Here is a 22,200-nt window from a genome sequence, read left to right as displayed (position 1 = left end):
CCGTGCCGCCCGCGAAGACCAGCGACTGCCACCCGGTCACGGATGTCGTCCGTGCACGCCGGGCGCACAGCAGGGACACAGAGGCCCCCGCGAGCTATCGCGCTGATCACGCCACCAAGGCTATCGCTCCCTACAGGTGCCCCGTCATGAGCCGTATGTGTACAAAACCGGGGCACGAACTTTGACGTTCTGCACAGTGCACTTCCCCTCGGCGTCCCCCACGACGCCCGCCGGATGTGACCCGAGGGGGTCCCGTGCCACACGGGACGCCTGCGCACACCGCCCATGCCGCGACGCGTCGGCGCGGTGCGCGACGTGGGCGGCAGGCCGGCGGTGCTGCCGCGAGGGCGCCCGGAGGGCCCATGGGGCCGGCACGGGAGGCGTGCCCGGTGTGGCCGGCCCGTCCCGCCCCCGGCCGGCTGCGGCCTCCGACGGCCGTCAGGCCGCCGCCGCCAGGCGTTCCGCCTCCACCACGGCCTCCCGCAGCGTGTCCACCACCGGGACCCCCACCGCCTCCAGGCTGGACCGCCCGTGCGACCCGCCCGTGTACAGCACGGCCCGCGCTCCCACGTGCCGGGCGGCCAGCGCGTCGTCGGCCGCGTCACCGATCACCACCGTGCGCGCCGGGTCCACCCCGGTCAGCGCACCGAGGTGGCGCACCATGTGCTCCGCCTTGCTGCCCCCGGACGGCCCGGTCCGCCCGTCGACCCGCAGGAAGTGCGGCTCGATCCCGAAGCCCCTCACGAGCGGGACCAGGTCCTCGTGCCCGTACATGCTGAGGATCGACTGGCTACGGCCGGCCGTCGCCCATTCCGACAGCAGCTCCACCGCCCCCTCGGCGAGCCCGCAGCGCACGCGGTGCTCCGTGTAGTGGCGGTGGAAGACGGTGTCCATCAGCTCCCACTCGGCCTGGCTCGGCAGCCGCCCCATCAGCCGTTCGTAGAACTTCGGCACCGGCACGCAGTACAGCTCCCGGTAGCGCTCCAGCGTGAGCGGCTCCAGGCCCAGCTCGGCGAACGCCGCGTTCGTCGCCCCGATGACCGCGTCGACGTCGTGGAACAGCGTGCCGTTCCAGTCCCAGACGATGTGTGCGTCCCTGTGCGTCCCCATGCCCGAAAACGGTACCCGCCCGCACCGGCATGCGGCAGGGGCCGCGGGTCAGCCCACCAGGTTGGGGATCTCCTGGGTGGCGTACCACAGCAGCTCGTGGTCCTCCGCCCCGTCCACCACGAACTGCGCGTCGTCGTCGCCTCCGTCCGCCGCGGGCAGCGCGTCCGCCGCGGCCGCCACGTCCGCCTCCGCGTCCGCCGCGTCCACGTGCACCGCGGCCGCCTTGGCCAGCCGTACGGAACCGGCGACCCGCACCTCGCCGAGCGCGCCCGGGTCGAGGGCCCGGTCCGGGTCGGGCCGGGCCGCGCCGTCGGACACGTCCACGGCGACCACGACCCGGCGCCGCGGCGCACCGGCGTCCGCGGCCAGCAGCCGCAGGGAGGCCAGCGCGGCGCGGCTCAGCGCGGCGTACTCCAGCTCCTCGACGTCGTCGGAGAGGTACCACTCCCGCAGCGCGGGCGTCACGGCGTAGGCGAGGAACGGCCCGTCACCCAGCTGACCCGTCCTGTGCGCCTCGGCGAGCCCGGGGAGGGTCAGGGGGACGTAGACGCGCATGATCGGCCGCTTTCGTGTGATCGGAGGGCTCCGCAGGGCCATCAGGATACGTCCCGGGTCCCCCATCGGGTTCCTGCCCGGACCCCCGGACACGTCCACTCCGGTCCCGGACGTCACCCGGTGAACCCGCCGGGACACGGGGCCGGCGCCCCGCCGATCACCCGGATAAGTGAATCCCGCCGCCGTCCCGGCCCGTCACCGCCCTCCTTGCCCCGGTCCGGCACCGCCCCGTACAAGATCCCCAACCAGGAAGTTACCGCCCGGTATCACCCGGCTCCCCCGAGCCGGGCGCCGGGCCCGCCGAACGGGGTCCCCCATGAACAAGGTCATGACCAGGCACCACACCCCCACGTCCGCCGCCGCGGACAGGACGGCTCACGCTCCCGGCGCGGGCCAGTCCCCGCCCCCCGTGCCCTCCACCGGAACCACCCCGCCCCGCACCCCCGCCGTCATCGGCACCGCCCCGTCCCCCGGAGGGCGCCGGCCGGCCGCCGCCGGCCGCTCCACCCGGCCCGCCGACAACCGCCCCGCCGCCCGCGCGGCCCGGGGGCGGCGGCCGGTGTCCGCACACGGCCGCGCGCAGGTCGTCGTGGCGCGCGCCGCCGACCGGCCCGCCCGTCGTCCCGTCGTCCCCCCACTGCGCCCCACCGACCGCTTCGCCGAGCTGCTCCTCGCCGTCCTCAGCGGGCAGCGGCCCGTGCACGCGATGCTGCGGCACACCGCGGGCCAGGCCTACGACGAGCTGATCCGGCTCGCCGAGCGCGGGCCGCTGCGCACCCGGGGCGCCCGCCCCGTGGTGCGCGACATCGGCTGGTTCGAGCCCCGCGAGGGCGCCATCGAGGCGTTCGCGCGCATCGGCGCCGGGGACAGACTGCGCGCCATGGCCTTCCGGCTGGAGCGGGGCCGCGACCTGCGGTGGCGCTGCACCGCCGTGGAGCTGGGCGGCAACCGCCCGCACCACGCCGACGCCCGCTGAGCACGCGTGCGACGGCCGGGGGCCGGGCACCCGCGGGTGCCCGGCCCCCGGCCGGTCTCACAGCCGCTCCGCGCACGGAGCGGCACCGCTCACTTCTTGCGGCGACGCCCGCCCCGCGCCTGCTTGCGGCGCTCCGCGCGCGTCAGGCCGTCCGCCTCGGAACGCACCGGCTCCTCGTCGGTGGCGAAGTCACCCTCGATGGTGCCGCCCTCGCCGTCCACCGTCGGCGCCGAGAAGTGCAGGTTCCGCCGCTGCGGGGCGTCGAGCCCCTTGGCGCGGATCTCCGGACGAGGCCCCGTCTGCGCGGGCACCGCCTCGTGCTTCTCCAGGTCGGCCACCGGCTTGACGTCCTCGACCGGGACCTCCTCGACCTGCTGCTCCACCTGGACCTCCAGGTTGAACAGGTAGCCGACGGACTCCTCCTTGATGCCGTCCATCATGGCCTGGAACATGTCGAAGCCCTCGCGCTGGTACTCGACCAGCGGGTCCTTCTGCGCCATCGCGCGCAGGCCGATGCCCTCCTGGAGGTAGTCCATCTCGTAGAGGTGCTCGCGCCACTTGCGGTCCAGGACCGAGAGCACGACCCGGCGCTCCAGCTCACGCATGATCTCGGAGCCGAGCTGCGCCTCGCGGGCCTCGTACTGGGCGCGGACGTCGTCCTTGATGGACTCCGAGATGAACTCGGCCGTCAGCCCGGCCCGGTCGCCGGCCGTCTCCTCCAGCTCCTCGATGGTGACGCTCACCGGGTAGAGCTGCTTGAACGCGCCCCACAGCCGGTCCAGGTCCCAGTCCTCGGGGAAGCCCTCGGCGGTCTCCGCCTGGACGTAGGCGTCGATGGTGTCGTCCATGAAGTGCTGGATCTGCTCCTGCAGGTCCTCGCCCTCCAGGACGCGGCGCCGCTCGCCGTAGATGACCTCACGCTGCCGGTTGAGGACCTCGTCGTACTTCAGGACGTTCTTGCGGGTCTCGAAGTTCTGCGTCTCCACCTGCGACTGGGCGGACGCGATCGCGCGCGTGACCATCTTGTTCTCGATCGGCACGTCGTCCGGCACGTTCGCCATGGACATCACCCGCTCGACCATCTGGGCCTTGAACAGCCGCATCAGGTCGTCGCCGAGCGAGAGGTAGAAGCGGGACTCGCCCGGGTCGCCCTGACGGCCGGAACGACCGCGCAGCTGGTTGTCGATGCGCCGCGACTCGTGCCGCTCGGTGCCGAGGACGTACAGGCCGCCGATCCTCTCGACCTCGTCCTTCTCGGCCTTGACCGCCGCCTCGGCCCGCTCGAGCGCCTCGGGCAGGGCGTGCGCCCACTCCTCGATGTGCTCCTCGGGGTCGAGGCCGCGCTGGCGCAGCTCCGCCTCGGCGAGGTCCTCGGGGTTGCCGCCGAGCTTGATGTCCGTACCACGGCCGGCCATGTTGGTGGCCACGGTGACGCTGCCCTTGCGGCCGGCCTGGGCGACGATCTGCGCCTCGCGCTCGTGGTGCTTGGCGTTCAGCACCTCGTGCTGGATGCCGCGCTTGCTGAGCTGCTGCGACAGGTACTCGGACTTCTCCACCGACGTGGTGCCGACGAGGATCGGCTGCCCCTTGCGGTGCTTCTCCTCGATGTCGTCGACGACCGCCTCGAACTTGGCGACCTCGGTGCGGTAGATCAGGTCGGACTGGTCCTTGCGGACCATCGGCCGGTTGGTCGGGATGGGCACCACGCCGAGCTTGTAGATCTGGTGGAACTCGGCGGCCTCGGTCATCGCCGTACCGGTCATGCCGGACAGGCCCGGCTGCTCCTTGCCGTCGTGGTCGTGGCGCTTGTAGAGACGGAAGAAGTTCTGCAGCGTGATCGTGGCGAGCGTCTGGTTCTCGTCCTTGATCGGCACCGCTTCCTTCGCCTCGATGGCCTGGTGCATGCCCTCGTTGTAGCGGCGGCCGGCGAGGATACGGCCGGTGTGCTCGTCCACGATCATGACTTCGTCATCGATGATGACGTAGTCCTTGTCCTTCTTGAAGAGCTCCTTGGCCTTGATGGCGTTGTTCAGGTAGCCCACGAGCGGGGTGTTCACCGACTCGTACAGGTTGTCGATACCCAGCCAGTCCTCGACCTTGGCCACACCGGACTCGTGGATGGCGACCGTGCGCTTCTTCTCGTCGACCTCGTAGTCGCCGGTCTCCTCGATGCCCTTGAGCGGGTTGCCGGGCTCACCGCGCTTGAGGCGCTTGACCAGCTTGGCGAAGTCGCCGTACCACTTGGTGGCCTGGTCGGCCGGGCCGGAGATGATCAGCGGCGTACGCGCCTCGTCGATGAGGATCGAGTCGACCTCGTCGACGATGGCGAAGTTGTGGCCGCGCTGGACGAGCTCCTCCTTCGACCACGCCATGTTGTCGCGCAGGTAGTCGAAGCCGAACTCGTTGTTCGTGCCGTAGGTGATGTCGCAGGCGTACTGCTCGCGGCGCTGGGCCGGCGTCATGTTGGCGAGGATGCAGCCGACGCTCAGGCCGAGGAAGCGGTGGACGCGGCCCATCATCTCGGAGTCGCGCTCGGCCAGGTAGTCGTTGACCGTGATGATGTGGACGCCCTCACCGGACAGGGCGTTCAGGTACGCGGGCAGGGTGCCGACGAGGGTCTTGCCCTCACCGGTCTTCATCTCGGCCACGTAGCCCATGTGGAGCGCGGTGCCGCCCATGATCTGGACGTCGTAGTGCCGCTGGCCCAGCACACGCTTGGCGGCCTCGCGGACGGTGGCGAACGCCTCGGGCAGCAGGTCGTCCAGGCTCTCACCGTCGGCGTAGCGCTGCTTGTACTCATCGGTGAGGGCCCGCAGCTCGGCGTCGGAGAGGCCTTCGAAGTCCTCTTCGATGGAGTTGACCTGGTCCGCGATGCGGTGCAGCTTGCGCAGGATTTTGCCTTCGCCTGCACGCATGATCTTCGAGAGGACGGACACGGGGGTTGGTCTCCTTGCCGGTCGGGCCTGGGACGGTCGGTTTCCATTTCACTGACGGAGCAACGGCCATCGTATGCGAGGACACCGTCACGCCGGGAGGCCTGCCACGGGGGTGACCGCCGGCTGCTTCCCGTCCGTCCCACGGCTGCCTCACGAGAACAACGTCCGGGGCGCCCCGATGGTGCCGCCCGAGCCGGCGAATTGCGCGAAGGGTGATCATCACCTCACACAGGGCGAAAGCGATGGCGCGCCGGGCGCCCCGTGCGCAGAATCGGCCGATGGAACCCGTCACGCTCACCACCGACCGCCTCGTGCTGCGCCCGGTCGGCCCGCAGGACACCGACGCCGTGTACGCCGCCTGCCAGGACCCCGAGATCCAGCGCTGGACCACGATCCCCTCGCCGTACCTTCCCGAGCACGCACGCGGCTTCACGGAGCGGATGGCTCCGGACGGCTGGGCGACCGGTTCGATGTTCACCTTCGGTGTCTTCCTGCCCGCCGGTGAGCTCACCGGCATGCTCAGCATCACCATGCGGTCCCTCGGCACGGGTGAGATCGGCTTCTGGGGGGCGAAGGAGCACCGCGGCAACGGCTACATCACCGAGGCCGCCCTCGCCGCCTCCCGCTGGGCCTTCACCCGGATGTCGGTCGACCGCGTGGAGTGGCGCGCGGAGGTGGGCAACGCCGCCTCCCGCGCAGTGGCGGAACGCGCGGGCTTCACCGTCGAGGGCGTCCTGCGCTCCTCGCTCAACAACAAGGGAGTACTGCGGGACTGCTGGGTGGGCTCGCTGCTCCCCTCCGACCTGGGACTCCCGTCCACCGCGCCCTACCTGCCGGGCACGGGGTGACGTCCGGGCCCTCCACCGTTGTCAGTGGCGCCCTCTATCGTGCGGACGTATGACGACCCTGCCGCGCCCGACCACGGAACTCTCGGCCGACGAGGCCCGCCGCATCGCCCTGCGCGCCCAGGGCTTCCTCGGTGCCCCGGACCGCCGCTCCGGCGTGCGGGGGGTCCTCCGCCACCTGGGCGCGGTGCAGCTCGACACCATCTCCGTCCTCGCCCGCTCCCACGAGCTCATCCCCTACGCCCGTCTCGGCGCTGTGGGGCGGCGGACCGTGGAGGAGGCGTACTGGAAGGAGGGCTCGCGGCCGCCGCACGCGTTCGAGTACTGGTCGCACGCGGCGTGCATCCTCCCCGTCGAGGAGTGGCCGCACTTCGCCTTCCGCCGCCGTGCCTACCGCGCCCGCCCGATGTGGAACCACGAGCTGCCCGACGGCACCTACGACCAGGTGATCAAGCAGCTCCGCGCGGAGGGCCCCCTCACGGCGACGGAGCTGGGCGGCGCCAAACGCACCAGCGAGTGGTGGGACTGGTCCGGCACCAAGGTCGCCGTCGAGCGCGCGCTGATGTACGGCGAGGTGGTGTGCGTCGAGCGCCGCGGCTGGAAGCGGGTCTACGACCTCGCCGAGCGCGCGATCCCCGCGGAGCTGCTGCACGACGAGCTGGACGACACCGAGTGCCTGCGCCGCCTGGTCCGGCTGGCCGGCCAGTCCCTGGGTGTCGGTACGCGCGCCGACATCGCCGACTACCACCGCCTCAAGGGTGAGCAGGTCGACGCGGTGATCGAGGATTCGGGGCTGGTCCCGGTCACGGTGGCGGGCTGGTCCAAGCCGGCCTGGGCCGATCCGGCCGCCCTGGCGACGGCCCCGCGCGGCCGGCACCGTACGACGCTGCTGTCCCCGTTCGACTCCCTCGTCTGGGAACGGGCGCGCACGGAGCGGATCTTCGGCTTCACCCACCGCCTGGAGGCCTACGTGCCCAAGCCCAAGCGGGTGTACGGCTACTTCGCGATGCCCGTCCTCGCGGGCGGCCGGCTCGTCGGCCGGGTCGACCCGGCCCGCGAGGGCCGCACGCTGGTGGCCAGGCAGGTCACGCTGGACGGCCGCAAGGCGGTCCCGGCCGTGGCTCAGGCCCTGGTGGAGGCGGCGGGCTGGGTGGAGTGCACCGACGTGCGCGTCGAGCGGGTCGACGCGCCGGAGCTGCGCGAGGCCCTCGTCCGGGAGCTCTCCCGGGCCACCGCCTGACCCCTCGTCACCGGATCTCGAGGATCTTCTCCCGCATCGCGTAGACCACCGCCTCCATCCTGGAGTGCAGCTGCAGCTTCTCCAGGATGTTGCGCACGTGGTTCTTCACGGTGTTCTCGGAGATGAACAGTTCCTTGGCGATGTCGCGGTTGTTCATCCCGGTGGCGACCAGCTTGAGCACTTCGAGTTCACGGTCCGTCAGCCGGGGCGCGGGCACGAGCCGGCGCTCGTCGGTCCGCTGGATCATCGACTTGAACTCGGTGAGCAGTTTCGACGCCATGGACGGGCTGATCTGGGACTGGCCGTCGGCCACCGCGCGAATGGCGGTCGCCACCTCGTCCGTGGAGATCTCCTTGAGGAGGTAGCCGGTCGCGCCCGCCTTGATGGCGTCGTAGAGATCGGCTTCCTCGTCGCTGATCGTCAGCATGATGATCTTGGCGCTGGGGGCGACCTCCTTGATGGAGGTGCAGGCCTCGATCCCGCCCCGCCTGGGCATCCGTACGTCCATCAGGACGATGTCCGGCAGCAGGTCGGCCGCCTTCTCCACGGCCTCCGCGCCGTCCCCCGCCTCGCCGACGACCTGGATGTCCTCCTCGGCGGCGAGCACGATCTCCAGTCCGCGGCGGAACAGCGCGTGGTCGTCCACCACAAGGACTCTGATCGGCTCCTTGCGTGGAGTGTCCGCGTCCGGGCCCATGCCGACGACGCCTCCGCCGGCGTCCTCGTGCTGCATCGGTCCGAAGCTGTCCGCCATCGTTCCTCCCCCTGAAGGCTGTGGCCTGTGGTCCTGAGCCATCGCCAACCCAAGGCAACGGCCCACCGGTTGAGCCGTTGCCGCCATGATTCCATGCCCGGGTGACACCGCGGTGCGGATGGGCTCGCGAAGTGGGCGCACACCGGTGCCCCTGGGGGCGCACACGCGCACCAGGGGCACCGGCTGTGCTGTCGTCCGGCAGATCAGCCGCCGAGCGTTCCGCCCGCCTCGGGGGAGTTCGCCTCGGTGACCATCGTGTCGGTGCTGAGGTGGATCACGCCGTAGTCGTAGGCATGGCGCCGGTAGACGACGCTGGGTTCCTTGGTCTCGGAGTCGATGAAGAGATAGAAGTCGTGCCCGACCAGCTCCATCTCGTAGAGCGCCTGGTCGAGCGTCATGGGCGCGGCCACGTGGGTCTTCTCGCGGACGACGAGGGGTCCGTCACCCTGCACTTCCAGCGAGCCGATCTTCTTCGTGGGGACGGCTTCCCGCTCCTCCTGGACGAAGCCCGCGCCGCTCCCGTTGAGTGTCGCCACGCCCGGGACGTGATCGGGGACCTCGGCTGCCGAGATCCTGCGCGCGCCGCGCCGCGAGAAGCGCTTGTCGTGCTGCTTGCGCAGCCGGGCGTCCAGCTTCTCCGCCGCCAGGTCGAGCGCCGCGTACGGGTCGCTCGCCGCCGCCTCCGCCCGGATCACCGGACCGCGCGAGCGCAGGGTGATCTCCACCCGGTCGCTGCGGTCGGCCTGTCGGGGGTTGGGCTCCTTGGACACCTCGACGTCGAGGCTGATCACCTTGCCGTCGAGCTTCTGGATCTTCTCCAGGTTCAGCTTCTCGGCCACGTGCTTCCGGAACCGCTCGGGCACCTCGGTCTTGCGGCCCTTGACGACGATGTCCACGCAGAACTCCGTTCCCGGATCACTCCGCCTCGGTGCGGAGTGTCTCCCTTTTGCACCAGGCTCCGAATGACGTCCGGAGCCTCGGACTCGGTGACGTCCACCTCCTCCCCCACGAGCGAGATCTCCAGTCCACCGGCGCGGGTGATTGCCAAAAACCCGCAGCACGGCAATCGGATTTACGAGGTCTGGCCTGCGGCTTTCCCTCACAACCGAACATATCTCGCCGGGACGGATGTCGTCACCCTCTCACGCGCGTTACCTCCATTCAGGGGAATTGCGTTGCTCATCACCTGCAACGACGCTCGTTCTCAGTCAGTTCCGGTGTATTTCGCAAGCGTCCGGTGACGCCGCGACGACAGCCGCGCACATCACGTCGATGATCCCGTCGGCGGTGTCCGCGGCCGCCGCTCCCGGGGGCCTGCCGGACCGCCGACGCGCGCTCTGTTGAGCTGGTCCGTTCCGCTGTTCCCCTCTCCTTTCCCGCGTCTCACCCGGGTACACGGACGCGGGACCCGAAATACTCGATCCGGCTCCCGTCCCCGCCCGCACCGCGCGCGCCGCCTCGGTGAGCGACGCCCCCGTCGTCATCAGGTCGTCGACCAGGACGACCCGGCCCCCGCGGAGCAGCCGGTCACAGCCCGGGGCGACCGTCAGCGCGCCCGCGAGGTTGGCCATCCGCCGACGGTGGCCGAGCCCTGACTGGTCGGCCACGAAGCGCCGTTGCCTCAGGACGGGAAGCACTTGGGCGGGTACCCCCGTCCGGCGCAGCTCACCCGCCGCCGCGTACGCGATCCGCCGGGCGGGATCGTGCCCGCGGGCACGCACCGCCCGCCGCGCGGACGGCACGGGGACGAGCAGCACCGGCCCGCCCCCGGCACCGTGGCCGCCGGCGGGGCCGTGTCCTTCGGCGGGCACGGCCGCCGCCCCGGTCCCGGAGACGTCCGCCAGCCCCGCCCGCACCGCTGCCGCCAGTGCCTCGCCGAGCGGCCGGGAGAGCGCCAGGGCGCCCCGCTCCTTGTGCGCGAGCAGCGCGGCGCGCACCTCGTCCGCGTACCGGGCGGCCGCGTGCACCGGCGGCAGTCCCGCCGGTTCGGGCACCGGCCGCACCCTGCGCGGCGCGGCTCCGCCCAGCGCCGTACGGCACGCGGCGCAGAGCACCGCACGGGGCCTGCCGCACCCGCCGCACTCGGCCGGGAGCACCAGATCGGCGATGTCCTGCCACCAACTCCGCACGGACCCACTGTGCGGGCGCCCGCCCCCACCCGGCCACCCCTGTGGACAACCGCCCCGAGCGGGCCGGACGGGTCCGTTCATCCCCGGACGGACCGGTGCCTCACCCCGGGTAGACCGGCGCCGTGCCCACCGTCACCTTCTGCCACTGGGCCCCCGAGGGAAGCCGCACGATGCCGTCCACGGAGTACGCCACCAGCGGTGCCTGTTCGTCCTCGGAGGCGGTGACGGCCTTGACGCCGGTCAGCGCGGCGGGCGGCGGCACGTCCGGCGTGGAGCCGTCGACCTCGACGTACTTCATCTGCTCCACACCCCCCTGCTCGCGTCCGACCACCACGAGCCGGCTGTCCCCGGCCCACGACATGGCCGTGACCTGTTCCAGCTCGGGCGTCGTCTCGCGCGGCTCCCGCACGGTCACCGTAGGGCGCTCGCCCGCCCCGGCGTCCGGCGCGTTCCGTTCGATCCGGCCCACCAGCAGGGAGCGCCGGTCGCCCTTCTCCACGACGAGCGCGATGCGCACGCCGTCTGCGGCCACCCGGACCGCCCGCACGCGGCCGTCCAGCCCGGGGGTGCGCACCTGAAGCGGCTCGCCCGCGCCCTTCTCCAGCAGGTACAGCCGCGGGTTCCCGGGGTTCCGGTCGGCCACCCACAGCCCGCCCTGCGCGTCCCAGCTGGGCGTGGTCAGCCTGTCCTCCTCGGTCGTACCCGTGCTGCGCAGCACGGGCTCCCCCAGGGAGCTGCCCGACACCAGCGACGCGACGAACAGCGACCTGCCGTCGAGGGCGACCCCGGCCGCGGCGCGCTCGTCCCGTGCGACCGCCACCGAGCGCAGCGCCTTCTCGCCCTCGCCCAGCGCCCCGGGCACCGGGTCCGGGTCGGTGTCGCTGCTGCCCGCGGCGATCCGCACGAGCCGGCGCTTCTCGTCGACGAAGTACAGGTAGTCGGGCTGGTGCAGCGCGCCCCGGGGAATGGCCACGGCCTCGGCCCCGTCCTGCGCGAGCAGGCACAGCTGCCCTCCGCCGGCCCGCAGCTCGACCTCCTCCACCGCCGGGCTGAGACCGCGCAGCGTGAACAGCAGTTGCGCCGCCATCTCCTCGCAGCGGCCGGTGCCCACGTCGGCCGCGCTGTCGTTGAGCGGCACGGTCAGCCTGCCCCGGTCGTCCGGCGTCAGCGGGCCGGCGCCCTCGCGCACGGCCGTCCCGGTGGGGAAGCTCGACCGGACGACGGGGTCCAGCCAGGCCGTGGGCCCGTCGAGGACGGATCGCACCATCCGGGTCGTGGGGTCGACGTGCCGGCGCACGTAGACGGGGTCGGCGACGGCCGTCGGCAGGTCCGTGTCGGCGGTCTCCGCGTTGTTGGAGGCGAAGTAGTACTTGTTGACGGACAGGTAGTTGCGCTCGAAGTCCGACTTGCCCATCACGACGCCCTGCGGCACCGCGTCGATGCGCCACTGGCCGTTCTTCTCGTCCTTGGCGAGGTGCACGACCTTGCTGTACGCCCCGGAGGCGGGCGCGTACGACTGCTCCGCGTCCACGGTGGCGACCCTGGTTCCGGTCAGGGTGTAGGACAGGGAGCCGGTGTCCTCCCGGTAGGGACGGTCGGCCTGCGCGCCCGGCCCGTTCGACAGCACGGTGGTGGACTGCTCCGGCCGCCACGTCCGGGACGCCTCCCGGGTCAGGTACTGGCGCGCGGTCCGGTAGTCGGGGTCGTCGCTGGTCAGCGCCTCCAGGAAGCCCTGGACGATCTGGGTGGGTGTGGCGTTCTCACTCGGCGGCATGGCGAACACCCGCACCTGGGTCTCCTGCCGCGGCGTGGACTCCACGCCCCGCAGGTCCCCGCTGTCGGGCATCGAGGCGCACCCGGCCAGCAGGACGATCCCACCGGCGGCGTACGCCACCGTCCGCACCGAACTGCCCCGGCCGCGCACAGCGCGCTCACCGTCCACGCGAAGCCTCCCCGTCCCTGTCCACACCTCGCGCCGCGTCGTCGCCGAGCCCTTCGGCGCCGCGGCCCCGCTCCGGCGGCCCGTCGCCCTCCGACGGCCGCCACGCGTCCGCGTCGTCCTCCCCGCCCCCGCCGAGCGGCGATCCGCCCTCGCCCGGCGCTCCGGGCGCCGGGCGCGTACTTCCCGGCCGTGCCACCACACGCGCGCCGTTGCCGGGCAGGGCGGTGGGGTCCGCCGTGGGGGTCACGGCCGTGGGCGGCAGCGCGAACGGGTCACGGGCCGGGCCGTCGGTGCCCGGCTGCCGCACCGGCACCGTGGCGCTCTTCCCGCCGTCGCCGCCTCCGCGCGGCAGGCCGGCGTCGTCCAGTCCGCGGTTGCGCCGCGAGTCCTTGGGCTCCAGAGGTATCGGGGATCCCCGCAGCGGTTCGTCCGCGGTCCTCGGCAGCGTCAGGCGGAACTGCGAGCCGCCGCCCGGCTCGCCCCAGGCCTGGAGCCAGCCGCCGTGCAGCCGCGCGTCCTCCAGCGCGATGGACAGCCCCAGGCCCGTACCGCCGGTGGTCCGCGCGCGTGCCGGATCGGCCCGCCAGAAGCGGCTGAAGACCCGGGCCGCCTCACCGGGCTTGAGCCCGACGCCGTAGTCACGCACGGCCACCGCGACCGCGCCCCCGGCCGCGGCCAGCTTGACCACCACGTCCTTGCCCTCGCCGTGCTCCACCGCGTTGACGACCAGGTTGCGCAGCACACGCTCCACGCGCCGCGCGTCGGCCTCGGCGACGACCGGCTGCTGGTCCCCGACGACCCTGATCCGCGTGCCCTTGCGCTCGGCGAGCGGCTCCGCCCCGCTGACCACCCGCCGTACGACCACGCGCAGGTCTATCGGCTCCGCCTCCAGCGCCGCCGCGCCCGCGTCGAAGCGGCTGATCTCCAGCAGGTCCGCGAGCAGCGACTCGAACCGGTCCAGCTGGTCGGCGAGCAGTTCGGCCGACCGCGCGGTCACCGGGTCGAAGTCCTCACGCGCCTCGTGGATGATGTCCGCCGCCATCCGCACGGTCGTCAGCGGCGTACGCAGCTCGTGGGACACGTCCGACACGAACCGGCGCTGCATCCGCGACAGGTCCTCGAGCTGGTTGATCTTCAACTGGAGGTTCTGCGCCATCTTGTTGAAGGCCTCGCCGAGCCGCGCGATGTCGTCCTCGCCGGTGACCTTCATGCGTTCCTGCAGCCGCCCGGCGGACAGCCGCTCGGCGATCCCGGCGGCCATCCGTACGGGCGTGACGACCTGGCGCACGACGAGCCAGGCGATCGCGCCGAGGAGGACGACGACGAACAGCCCGGCGGTCGCCAGGGTGCCCTTGACCAGGCTCAGCGACTTCTCCTCCTGGGTGAGCGGGAAGAGGTAGTACAGCTGGTACGGCTCGCCGTTGGGGTCGTTGACCTGCTTGCCGATGACGAGGGCGGGCTGGGGGCCCCGCTCGTCGTTGTAGACGACACGCGTGTAGCTCTGGGCCGCCGCGGCGCTGGTGTCGATCCTCTCCCGCAGCGCCGCGGGCACGCTGACCGTCGGGTTGACCTCACCGGAGGCGCGCGGCCCGCGTCCGCTGCCGCTGTCGCCGCCCGCGGGCAGGGTCACCACGTCGAAGGCGCCCTGGCCCCCGCTGGAGAGCGAGGCCACGAGATCGCTCATCCACTGGATGACACTCCGCGAGGGATGGCCGTCGGCCGCGGTGCCCTCGTCGCCCGTGACGCTGACGGCCTCCTCGGCCTGCTGTTTGGCCACCGCGAAACCGCCGGTGGCCTGGCTCTGCGACGCCTTCACCTTGGCGTCGAGCAGACCGTTGCGCACCTGGCCGATGACGACGAAGCCCAGCAGCAGGACCACGCCCAGCGACATCAGCAGCGTCGTGACGACGACCTTGAGCTGGATGTTGCGCCGCCACAGCCGCATGACGGGCAGCAGCGGCCGGCGCACCCAGCGCATGAGCAGCCGGATCACCGGGCTGCCCTGAACCCCGCCCTGAAGCAGACCGCCCTCGGTCAGGCGTCCCCACCGGGAGCCCGCCCTCTCCCGGCCGACAGGCCGCTCCGGACGGCCCCCGGACCGGCCGGGCGCCGAAGCGGCACTGTCACCGGACATGTCAGCTCGGTCCTGCCTTGTACCCGACACCACGGACGGTCACCACGATCTCCGGCTTCTCCGGGTCCTTCTCGACCTTGGAGCGCAGCCGCTGCACGTGCACGTTCACCAGCCGGGTGTCCGCCGCGTGGCGGTAGCCCCAGACCTGCTCCAGCAGCACCTCGCGCGTGAACACCTGCCACGGCTTGCGGGCGAGCGCGACCAGCAGGTCGAACTCCAGCGGGGTCAACGCGATGGACTGCCCGTCCCGCTTCACGGAGTGCCCCGCCACGTCGATCACCAGGTCGCCGATGGCGAGCTGCTCCGGGGCGGGCTCCTCCGACCTGCGCAGCCGCGCCCGGATCCGGGCGACCAGCTCCTTCGGCTTGAACGGCTTGACGATGTAGTCGTCGGCCCCGGACTCCAGGCCCACCACGACATCGACGGTGTCGCTCTTCGCCGTGAGCATCACGATCGGCACCCCGGACTCCGCCCTGATCAGACGGCACACCTCGATGCCGTCCCGTCCGGGCAGCATCAGGTCCAGGAGCACGAGGTCGGGTTTGGTCTCGCGGAAAGCGGCCAGCGCCTTGTCGCCGTCGGCTACGAAAGACGGCTCAAAACCTTCACCGCGCAACACGATGCCGAGCATCTCGGCCAGTGCGCTGTCGTCGTCGACGACAAGGACTCGTCCCTTCATAAACGACATCATCCCATTAGCTAATCGTGACCTGGCGTGACCTGGCACACAACGCAGCCAGAGCCTCGGTGGTCACGGGCGAAACCACACCTTCCTCGGTGACGATCGCCGTCACCAGCTCCGGTGGTGTCACGTCGAACGCCGGGTTGTACGCCTGGGTCCCCAGGGGTGCCACCGGAATCCCGCCTCCCGCTTCCGTTCCGGCCACCGGCACCTGCGGTGCCATGATCTCCGTCACCTCGTGGCCGGGTCGCTGCTCCACCTCGATGGACGCCCCGTCCGGCGTCCGGGGATCCACCGTGGTCACCGGCGCCACCACGATGAACGGCACATGGTGGTACCGCGCGAGCACCGCGAGCGGATAGCTCCCCACCTTGTTCGCCACCGACCCGTCGGCCGCGATGCGGTCCGCCCCGACGAGCACCGCGTCCACCTCGCCCGCCGCGAACAGCGAACCCGCCGCGTTGTCGGTGAGCAGGGTGTACGCCATGCCGCTGCGGGCCGCCTCGTATGCCGTCAGGCGAGCACCTTGCAGCAACGGACGCGTTTCGTCCACCCACAGGCGCCTGAGCCGCCCCACCCGGTGCGCGGCCAGCGCCACCGCGAACGCCGTCCCCTCGCCGCCCGACACCAGCGAACCGGTGTTGCAGTGCGTGAGGATCCGGTGCCCGCCGCCCGGCAGCAGCTCGTCCAGCAGCGCCAGCCCGTGCTCGGCCATCCGGGCGCTGGCCTCGGCGTCCTCCCGGTGCAGTTGCCGCGCCGCGTCCAGTGCGGCCACGGCCGCCTGCCGGGAGTCCCCGCCACGGGCGAGCACGGCCTGATGGGCGGCGTGCGCCCGGCGCACCCCGACGGAGAGGTTCACCGCCGTGGGCCGGGCGCTCTCCAGCGCCGCCGCCGCGTCGTCCACGTCGAAGCCCCGTACCGCCGCGAGCGCGACGCCGTAGGCGCCCGCCACGCCCAGCAGGGGGGCACCCCGCACGGCGAGCGAGCGGATCGCCTCCACCAGCGCGGGCGCATCCGTACAGACGAGTTCGACCTCCTCGGCCGGCAGCCTCGTCTGGTCGAGCAGGACCAGGACGGGACCCTCCGGTGGCTCTTCCCAGCGCAGTGCCGGGATCTCGGTCGGCCGCTTGTTGTCGCCGCTGTGTGCGTACTGATCAGCCATGCCGCCAGTCTGCCCCCTGTAGCCCCGACAATTGAAGGTACGCAGCCCTCACCTCGGCAGGTCCGTTGATGACCACCCCATGGCACGATGGCTGCCAAGCTGCCGCCGCGACCGCGGACGGGCACCGTGAAGGAGCGAGAATGAAAGACACTCCGGGCTGGGCCTCGCCCGGATCCGCCCCGTCCGAAGGGCAGGGGCCGGGCGTGTCCGGACCTGCCGAGCCCGCCGGCCGCCCGGACCCTGAGCAGCCCGGCGACCAGCCCCAGCAGCCGGACCGCGCCCCGCAGGACCCGGGTGCGAAGTGGTCCAAGGACCAGCCACCGGCCGGCCAGTGGTCCGCGCCCACCGGCCCCGGCCAGGCCGCCCCGCCGCCGGCCGGCCCGGGCTGGGGCGCCCCGCCCCCCGGTGGACCCGGCGGCTACGCGGGCGGACCCGGCGGCCACGGTTCCTGGGGAGGCGGCGGCTGGGGAGGCCCCCCGCCGGCGGCCAAGCCCGGCGTCATCCCGCTCCGCCCGCTCGGCGTGGGTGAGATCCTCGACGGCGCCGTCTCCACCATGCGCACCTACTGGCGCACCGTCCTCGGCATCGCGCTGACCGTCGCCGTCCTCACCGAGATCGTCGTCGTCCTGCTCCAGGGCCTCGTCCTGGACGACTCCAGCACCGAGGCCCTCAACGACCCCAGCGCCACGCTCAGCGAGCTGACCGACGCCATGGGCGACGCCCTGTTCAACTCCGGCGCGGTCTTCCTGGTCACCCTGGTCGGCACCGTCGCCGCCACCGCCCTGCTCACCACCGTCACCAGCCGCGCGGTGCTCGGCAGACCCGTCACCACCGGTGACGCCTGGCGCGACGCCCGCCCCCAGATCGTCAAACTGTTCGGCCTGATCTGCCTGCTGCTGCTCATCACCGCCGGCATCGTCACCGTGGGCGCGCTGCCCGGCTTGCTGGTGAGCGTGGCGGCGGGCAGCGAGGTCGGCATCGCGCTGACCGTCCTCGGCCTCATCTGCGCCGGTGTGGTCGCCCTGTGGCTGATGGTCCGCTTCTCGCTGGCCTCGCCCACGCTGATGCTGGAGAAGCAGGGCATCGTGAAGGCGATGGGCCGCTCCGCCAAACTCGTCCGCGGCTCCTGGTGGCGGGTGTTCGGCATCCAGCTGCTCGCGACGATCATCGCCAACGTCGTCGCGTCGATCATCGTCATCCCCTTCACCTTCCTCGCCTCCGCCCTCAGCGGGGACGGCGTCACCGGCTTCCTCGACAGCGCCGGCGGCGACATCGGCTGGACGTTCCTCATCGTCAGCGGCATCGGCTCGGTCATCGGCTCCATGATCACGTTCCCGATCACGGCCGGTGTCACCGTGCTCCTCTACATCGACCAGCGCATCCGCCGCGAGGCCCTCGACCTCGAACTGGCCCGCGCCGCGGGCGTCCAGGACCACGGCACCGGCACCACCCCGGGGAGCTGATGCGGTGACCGTCACGGGGGGAGCTCCGGCATCCGCCAGGGGCGTGTCGGCGGCCGCCGACACGGCCGTACGCCTGCTGCTGCGCGGCGACGAGCCGCCCGTCACCCTCCCGCGTGATCCCGCGCGGGAGGCTGCCCGGCGCGAGCTGTCCAAACGCATGTACCACGAGAACGACCCCAGCTGGTTCCAGCGTGCCCTCGACGCCTTCTGGGAGTGGGTCGGCAAGCTGTTCGACGCCGCCTCCACCGCGACGCCCGGCGGCGCACTCGGCCTGATCGTCGTCATCGCGGCCGCGATCGCCGTCCTGGGCGCCCTGTGGTGGCGCCTGGGCACCCCACGCCGCGAGCCGGCCTCCACGCCCGCCCTGTTCGACGACCGCCCCCGCAGCGCCGCCGAACACCGCGCGGCGGCCGAGGCGCACGCCGTCCAGGGACACTGGAACCAGGCCGTCCAGGAATGCATGCGGGCCGTCGTCCGCGCCTTGGAGGAACGCGCCCTGCTCGACATCCGCCCCGGCCGCACCGCCGACGAGGCCGCCGCGGAAGCCGGCCGCGCGCTGCCCGCCCACACCGACCGGCTGCACGGCGCCGCCCGCGCCTTCGACGACGTGACGTACGGCGGCAGGACCGCGACGGAACAGTCGTACCGGCGGATCGCCGAACTCGACCGCGACCTGGAGCGCGCCAGACCACAGCTCGCAGGCAGCGGCGGCACCCCGGGCACGGACACCGACACCCGCCGGGGAGCCGCCGGATGACGACCGAGGCCACGCTCCCGTCCACCTCGGCCTCGCCCACCGCCCGCCAGGTGTGGACCCGCGCGCGAGGTGTCGCCCTCGCCCTGGTGCTGCTGCTCGTGGCGGCCGTCGTGATCGCCGTGGTCCGCTCCGACGCCCGCCACGGCGAGCTCGACCCGCGCTCCGCCGACCCCTACGGCAGCCGCGCCGTCGCCGAACTCCTGGCCGACCGGGGCGTCGACACCCGCGTGGTCGCCACCCTCGACGAGGCCGCCGACGCGGCCGGCCCCGACACCACCCTGCTGGTGGCGGTTCCCGACCTGCTGACCCCCAGCCAGCAGACCCGGCTGCACGCCGCCTTCGTCCAGTCCGGCGGCCGCACCGTCCTGGTCGCCGCCGGAAGCTCCTCCGTCGAACGGCTCGCTCCCGGTGTCACCGCCGACCCGGCCACCAGCTTCGACTCCACCCTCGACCCCGACTGCGCGCTGCCCGCCGCCCAGCGCGCCGGCAGCGCCGACACGGGCGGCATCCGCTACACCACCACCCACCTCAGCGCCGACGAGTGCTACCCCAGCGAGCGCCTGGCCACCCTGCTGCGCCTCCCGGCGCCCGCCGACGACGGCGACACCGTCCTCCTGGGCTCGCCCGACATCCTCCTCAACGACCGCCTGGACCGCCACGGCAACGCCTCGCTGGCCCTGCAACTCCTCGGCTCCCGCCCCCATCTGGTCTGGTACCTCCCCTCGCTCGCCGACGCCTCCGCCGCCTCCGAGGAGGGCGAGCGCGGCCTCCTCGAGCTGCTCCCCTCCGGCTGGCTGTGGGGCACCCTGCAACTCTTCCTCGCCGCGGTCCTGGCCGCCTTGTGGCGGGCGCGCCGGCTGGGCCCCCTGGTCCCCGAACGACTCCCCGTGGCGATCCGCGCCTCCGAAACCGTCGAAGGCCGCGCACGCCTCTACCGCAAGGCGAACGCCCGCGACCGTGCGGCCGCCGCTCTCCGCTCCACCACCCGCACCCGCCTCGCCCCCCTCGTCGGCGTCCCCACCCCCCAGGCACACGCGCCCGAGGCTCTCCTCCCCGCACTGTCCGCCCACCTCCAGGGCGACGGACAGTCCCTGCACACCCTCCTCTTCGGCCCGCCCCCCGGCGACGACGCAGCACTCGTCAAGCTCGCCGACCAACTCGACGCCCTCGAAAGAGAGGTACGCCGTCCATGATGGACCCGACCACTGACAACGCCGCGCACACCGGGGACCCGGCCGCCGCCCGGGCCTCCCTGGAGGCCCTGCGCGCCGAGATCGCCAAGGCCGTGGTCGGCCAGGACCCCGCGGTGACCGGCCTCGTCGTCGCCCTGCTCTGCCGCGGCCACGTCCTCCTCGAAGGCGTCCCCGGCGTCGCCAAGACCCTCCTGGTGCGCGCCCTCGCCGCCACCCTCGAACTCGACACCAAGCGCGTCCAGTTCACCCCCGACCTGATGCCGAGCGACGTCACCGGCTCCCTTGTCTACGACGCCCGCACCTCCGAGTTCTCCTTCCAGCCCGGCCCCGTCTTCACCAACCTCCTGCTCGCGGACGAGATCAACCGCACCCCGCCGAAGACCCAGTCGTCGCTGCTGGAGGCCATGGAGGAACGCCAGGTCACCGTCGACGGCACCCCACGCCCCCTCCCGGACCCCTTCCTGGTCGCCGCGACCCAGAACCCCGTCGAGTACGAGGGCACCTACCCCCTCCCCGAAGCGCAGCTCGACCGCTTCCTCCTCAAACTCACCATCCCCCTGCCCTCCCGCCAGGACGAGATCGACGTGCTCACCCGCCACGCCGAGGGCTTCAACCCGCGCGACCTGCGCGCCGCCGGAGTACGCCCCGTAGCGAACGCCGCCGACCTGGAAGCCGCCCGCCGCGCGGTCGCCACGACGACCGTCTCCCCCGAGATCACCGCCTACGTCGTGGACATCTGCCGCGCCACCCGCGAATCACCCAGCCTCACCCTGGGCGTCTCCCCCCGGGGCGCCACCGCGCTGCTCGCCACCGCCCGCGCCTGGGCCTGGCTGACCGGCCGCGACTACGTCATCCCCGACGACGTGAAGGCACTCGCCCTGCCCACGCTCCGCCACCGCGTGCAGCTCCGCCCGGAAGCCGAGATGGAAGGCGTCACGACCGACTCGGTCATCAACGCGATCCTCTCCCACGTCCCCGTCCCCCGCTGATGGCCCTCACCGGACGCGCCGCCCTGCTCGCGGCACTCGGCGCCCTCCCCGTCGGCATCTGGGAACCCGGCTGGACGGGCATCCTCGCCGTCAACGCCCCCCTCGTCGTGGCGTGTGCCTGCGATTTCGCCCTGGCCGCCCCGGTACGCCAGCTCGGCCTGACCCGCTCCGGAGACACCTCCGTACGCCTGGGCGACACCGCCGACGTCACCCTCACGGTCACCAACACGTCCCGCCGCCCGCTCCGCGCCCGGATCCGCGATGCCTGGCCCCCGAGCAGCTGGCAGCCCGGCACGGAGGGCGAAGCCTCCCGCCACCGACTGGTGATCCCGCCGGGTGAACGCCGACGCGTCACCACCCGCCTGCGGCCCACCCGCCGCGGCGACCGCCACGCCGACCGCGTCACCGTCCGCTCCTACGGCCCCCTCGGCCTCTTCGCCCGCCAAGGCACGCACGAGGTCCCGTGGGCCGTGCGCGTCCTGCCCCCCTTCACCAGCCGCAAGCACCTGCCGTCCAAGCTGGCCCGCCTGCGCGACATGGACGGCCGCACCAGCGTGCTGACCCGGGGTGAGGGAACCGAGTTCGACAGCCTGCGCGCATACGTCCCCGGCGACGACACCCGGTCCATCGACTGGCGCGCCACCGCCCGTCAGTCCACGGTCGCGGTACGCACCTGGCGTCCCGAGCGCGACCGCCGCATCCTGCTCGTCCTCGACACCGGCCGCACCTCCGCGGGCCGCGTCGGAGACGCGCCCCGCCTGGACGCCTCCATGGACGCGGCCCTGCTTCTCGCCGCCCTCGCCTCCCGCGCCGGCGACCGCGTCGACCTCCTGGCCTACGACCGTCGTCTGCGGGCCCTCGTCCAGGGACGCACGGCGGGCGACGTGCTCCCGTCCCTCGTCAACGCCATGGCCACGCTCGAACCCGAACTCGTCGAGACCGACGCCCGGGGCCTGACGGCCACCGCACTGCGCACGGCGTCACGCCGTTCCCTGATCGTCCTGCTCACCACGCTCGACGCGGCCCCGATCGAGGAGGGCCTCCTCCCCGTCCTGGCCCAGCTCACCCAGCGCCACACGGTGCTTCTGGCATCGGTGGCAGACCCGCGCACTGCCGACATGGCCAAGGCACGGGGGAACACCGACGCCGTGTACGAGGCAGCCGCGGCAGCCCAGGCCCACACGGAACGCGACCGCACCGCAGAACAACTCCGCCGCCATGGCGTCACGGTCGTGGACGCGACGCCGGAGGAACTGGCGCCGGCGCTGGCGGACGCGTATCTGGCATTGAAGGCGGCGGGACGCCTGTAAGGAGGGTCCGGGATCATCCCGGT

General features: G+C 72.7%; 18 protein-coding genes. 8 read left to right on the top strand and 10 right to left on the bottom strand.

Annotated features, from left to right (window positions below):
- Positions 1–438: 438 nt before the first annotated feature.
- Together BU52_RS28855 and BU52_RS28850 are read right to left on the bottom strand one after the other, a co-directional pair.
- Complete coding sequence (locus BU52_RS28855; protein ID WP_037939949.1) at positions 439–1,110, bottom strand: HAD family hydrolase; 672 nt, start codon at positions 1,108–1,110, stop codon at positions 439–441.
- A gap of 48 nt (positions 1,111–1,158) precedes the next feature.
- Positions 1,159–1,665 (bottom strand): DUF6912 family protein, encoded by a 507-nt coding sequence (locus tag BU52_RS28850; RefSeq protein ID WP_037939991.1) that lies wholly within the window; start codon positions 1,663–1,665, stop codon positions 1,159–1,161.
- A gap of 316 nt (positions 1,666–1,981) precedes the next feature.
- Between BU52_RS28850 and BU52_RS35080 the strand changes: the two genes are divergently transcribed.
- On the top strand, positions 1,982–2,641 hold the full coding sequence (locus BU52_RS35080) for an Rv3235 family protein (protein ID WP_037939947.1): 660 nt from the start codon (positions 1,982–1,984) through the stop codon (positions 2,639–2,641).
- Between the two features lie 89 nt (positions 2,642–2,730).
- Here BU52_RS35080 and secA read toward each other — a convergent pair whose 3' ends face one another.
- Positions 2,731–5,577 carry a preprotein translocase subunit SecA gene (gene secA / locus BU52_RS28840; protein ID WP_037939945.1) on the bottom strand — a complete coding sequence of 949 codons (2,847 nt, stop codon included), beginning with the start codon at positions 5,575–5,577 and terminating at the stop codon, positions 2,731–2,733.
- A gap of 278 nt (positions 5,578–5,855) precedes the next feature.
- Here secA and BU52_RS28835 point away from each other — a divergent pair, with 278 nt between their 5' ends.
- Both BU52_RS28835 and BU52_RS28830 read left to right on the top strand, forming a co-directional pair.
- The gene (locus BU52_RS28835; RefSeq protein WP_037939943.1) at positions 5,856–6,425 is read left to right on the top strand and encodes a GNAT family N-acetyltransferase; all 570 of its coding nucleotides are present in this window, start codon (positions 5,856–5,858) and stop codon (positions 6,423–6,425) included.
- A gap of 49 nt (positions 6,426–6,474) precedes the next feature.
- Positions 6,475–7,662, top strand: coding sequence for a winged helix-turn-helix domain-containing protein (locus BU52_RS28830; RefSeq protein WP_037939941.1), 1,188 nt, complete (start codon positions 6,475–6,477; stop codon positions 7,660–7,662).
- A gap of 7 nt (positions 7,663–7,669) precedes the next feature.
- Here BU52_RS28830 and BU52_RS28825 read toward each other — a convergent pair whose 3' ends face one another.
- The 7 genes from BU52_RS28825 to mtnA all read right to left on the bottom strand — a co-directional run bounded on the left by BU52_RS28825 (position 7,670) and on the right by mtnA (position 16,465).
- Complete coding sequence (locus tag BU52_RS28825; protein WP_037939938.1) at positions 7,670–8,416, bottom strand: response regulator; 747 nt, start codon at positions 8,414–8,416, stop codon at positions 7,670–7,672.
- A gap of 203 nt (positions 8,417–8,619) precedes the next feature.
- Positions 8,620–9,312 carry a ribosome hibernation-promoting factor, HPF/YfiA family gene (gene hpf, locus BU52_RS28820; protein ID WP_037939937.1) on the bottom strand — a complete coding sequence of 231 codons (693 nt, stop codon included), beginning with the start codon at positions 9,310–9,312 and terminating at the stop codon, positions 8,620–8,622.
- A 312-nt stretch (positions 9,313–9,624) separates the two neighbouring features.
- The gene (locus BU52_RS28815; RefSeq protein WP_037939936.1) at positions 9,625–10,545 is read right to left on the bottom strand and encodes a ComF family protein; all 921 of its coding nucleotides are present in this window, start codon (positions 10,543–10,545) and stop codon (positions 9,625–9,627) included.
- A 100-nt stretch (positions 10,546–10,645) separates the two neighbouring features.
- Positions 10,646–12,487 carry an LpqB family beta-propeller domain-containing protein gene (locus tag BU52_RS28810; protein WP_051858682.1) on the bottom strand — a complete coding sequence of 614 codons (1,842 nt, stop codon included), beginning with the start codon at positions 12,485–12,487 and terminating at the stop codon, positions 10,646–10,648.
- Positions 12,477–14,621 (bottom strand): MtrAB system histidine kinase MtrB, encoded by a 2,145-nt coding sequence (gene mtrB, locus BU52_RS28805; protein WP_037939934.1) that lies wholly within the window; start codon positions 14,619–14,621, stop codon positions 12,477–12,479. Before mtrB ends, BU52_RS28810 begins: the two co-directional genes overlap by 11 nt.
- Position 14,622: 1 nt before the next feature.
- A complete protein-coding gene (mtrA, locus tag BU52_RS28800) occupies positions 14,623–15,312 on the bottom strand; it encodes a two-component system response regulator MtrA (protein WP_004987303.1) in 690 nt (229 codons plus the stop codon).
- A 4-nt stretch (positions 15,313–15,316) separates the two neighbouring features.
- Entirely contained in the window at positions 15,317–16,465 is a 1,149-nt protein-coding gene (mtnA, locus tag BU52_RS28795) for an S-methyl-5-thioribose-1-phosphate isomerase (protein ID WP_037939931.1), read from the bottom strand.
- A gap of 140 nt (positions 16,466–16,605) precedes the next feature.
- Here mtnA and BU52_RS28790 point away from each other — a divergent pair, with 140 nt between their 5' ends.
- The 5 genes from BU52_RS28790 to BU52_RS28770 are packed head-to-tail and all read left to right on the top strand — an operon-like array spanning position 16,606 to position 22,177.
- Positions 16,606–17,928, top strand: coding sequence for a proline-rich domain-containing protein (locus tag BU52_RS28790; protein ID WP_037939928.1), 1,323 nt, complete (start codon positions 16,606–16,608; stop codon positions 17,926–17,928).
- Positions 17,929–17,932: 4 nt separating this feature from the next.
- Positions 17,933–18,685: a DUF4129 domain-containing protein gene (locus BU52_RS28785; RefSeq protein ID WP_037939926.1), complete on the top strand. Its 753-nt coding sequence runs from the start codon at positions 17,933–17,935 to the stop codon at positions 18,683–18,685.
- On the top strand, positions 18,682–19,878 hold the full coding sequence (locus BU52_RS28780; RefSeq protein ID WP_037939925.1) for a DUF4350 domain-containing protein: 1,197 nt from the start codon (positions 18,682–18,684) through the stop codon (positions 19,876–19,878). Before BU52_RS28785 ends, BU52_RS28780 begins: the two co-directional genes overlap by 4 nt.
- Entirely contained in the window at positions 19,878–20,867 is a 990-nt protein-coding gene (locus tag BU52_RS28775; protein WP_107061295.1) for an AAA family ATPase, read from the top strand. Before BU52_RS28780 ends, BU52_RS28775 begins: the two co-directional genes overlap by 1 nt.
- Positions 20,867–22,177, top strand: a complete 1,311-nt coding sequence (locus BU52_RS28770; RefSeq protein WP_037939923.1) for a DUF58 domain-containing protein — start codon at positions 20,867–20,869, stop codon at positions 22,175–22,177. The genes BU52_RS28775 and BU52_RS28770 overlap by 1 nt, the downstream gene beginning before the upstream one ends.
- Positions 22,178–22,200: the final 23 nt, after the last annotated feature.

The organism is Streptomyces toyocaensis (assembly GCF_000725125.1).
Lineage (GTDB): Bacteria > Actinomycetota > Actinomycetes > Streptomycetales > Streptomycetaceae > Streptomyces > Streptomyces toyocaensis.
This window is presented reverse-complemented; position numbering and strand designations above follow the sequence as displayed.

Coding starts and splice junctions, on each gene's coding strand:
- BU52_RS28835 (WP_037939943.1), top strand. CDS start 5,856: ATGGAACCCGTCACGCTCACCACCGACCGCCTCGTGCTGCGCCCGGTC.
- BU52_RS28825 (WP_037939938.1), bottom strand. CDS start 8,416: ATGGCGGACAGCTTCGGACCGATGCAGCACGAGGACGCCGGCGGAGGC.
- BU52_RS28780 (WP_037939925.1), top strand. CDS start 18,682: ATGACGACCGAGGCCACGCTCCCGTCCACCTCGGCCTCGCCCACCGCC.
- BU52_RS28830 (WP_037939941.1), top strand. CDS start 6,475: ATGACGACCCTGCCGCGCCCGACCACGGAACTCTCGGCCGACGAGGCC.
- mtrB (WP_037939934.1), bottom strand. CDS start 14,621: ATGTCCGGTGACAGTGCCGCTTCGGCGCCCGGCCGGTCCGGGGGCCGT.
- BU52_RS28775 (WP_107061295.1), top strand. CDS start 19,878: ATGGACCCGACCACTGACAACGCCGCGCACACCGGGGACCCGGCCGCC.
- BU52_RS35080 (WP_037939947.1), top strand. CDS start 1,982: ATGAACAAGGTCATGACCAGGCACCACACCCCCACGTCCGCCGCCGCG.
- mtnA (WP_037939931.1), bottom strand. CDS start 16,465: ATGGCTGATCAGTACGCACACAGCGGCGACAACAAGCGGCCGACCGAG.
- BU52_RS28790 (WP_037939928.1), top strand. CDS start 16,606: ATGAAAGACACTCCGGGCTGGGCCTCGCCCGGATCCGCCCCGTCCGAA.
- BU52_RS28855 (WP_037939949.1), bottom strand. CDS start 1,110: ATGGGGACGCACAGGGACGCACACATCGTCTGGGACTGGAACGGCACG.
- BU52_RS28770 (WP_037939923.1), top strand. CDS start 20,867: ATGGCCCTCACCGGACGCGCCGCCCTGCTCGCGGCACTCGGCGCCCTC.
- BU52_RS28850 (WP_037939991.1), bottom strand. CDS start 1,665: ATGCGCGTCTACGTCCCCCTGACCCTCCCCGGGCTCGCCGAGGCGCAC.
- mtrA (WP_004987303.1), bottom strand. CDS start 15,312: ATGATGTCGTTTATGAAGGGACGAGTCCTTGTCGTCGACGACGACAGC.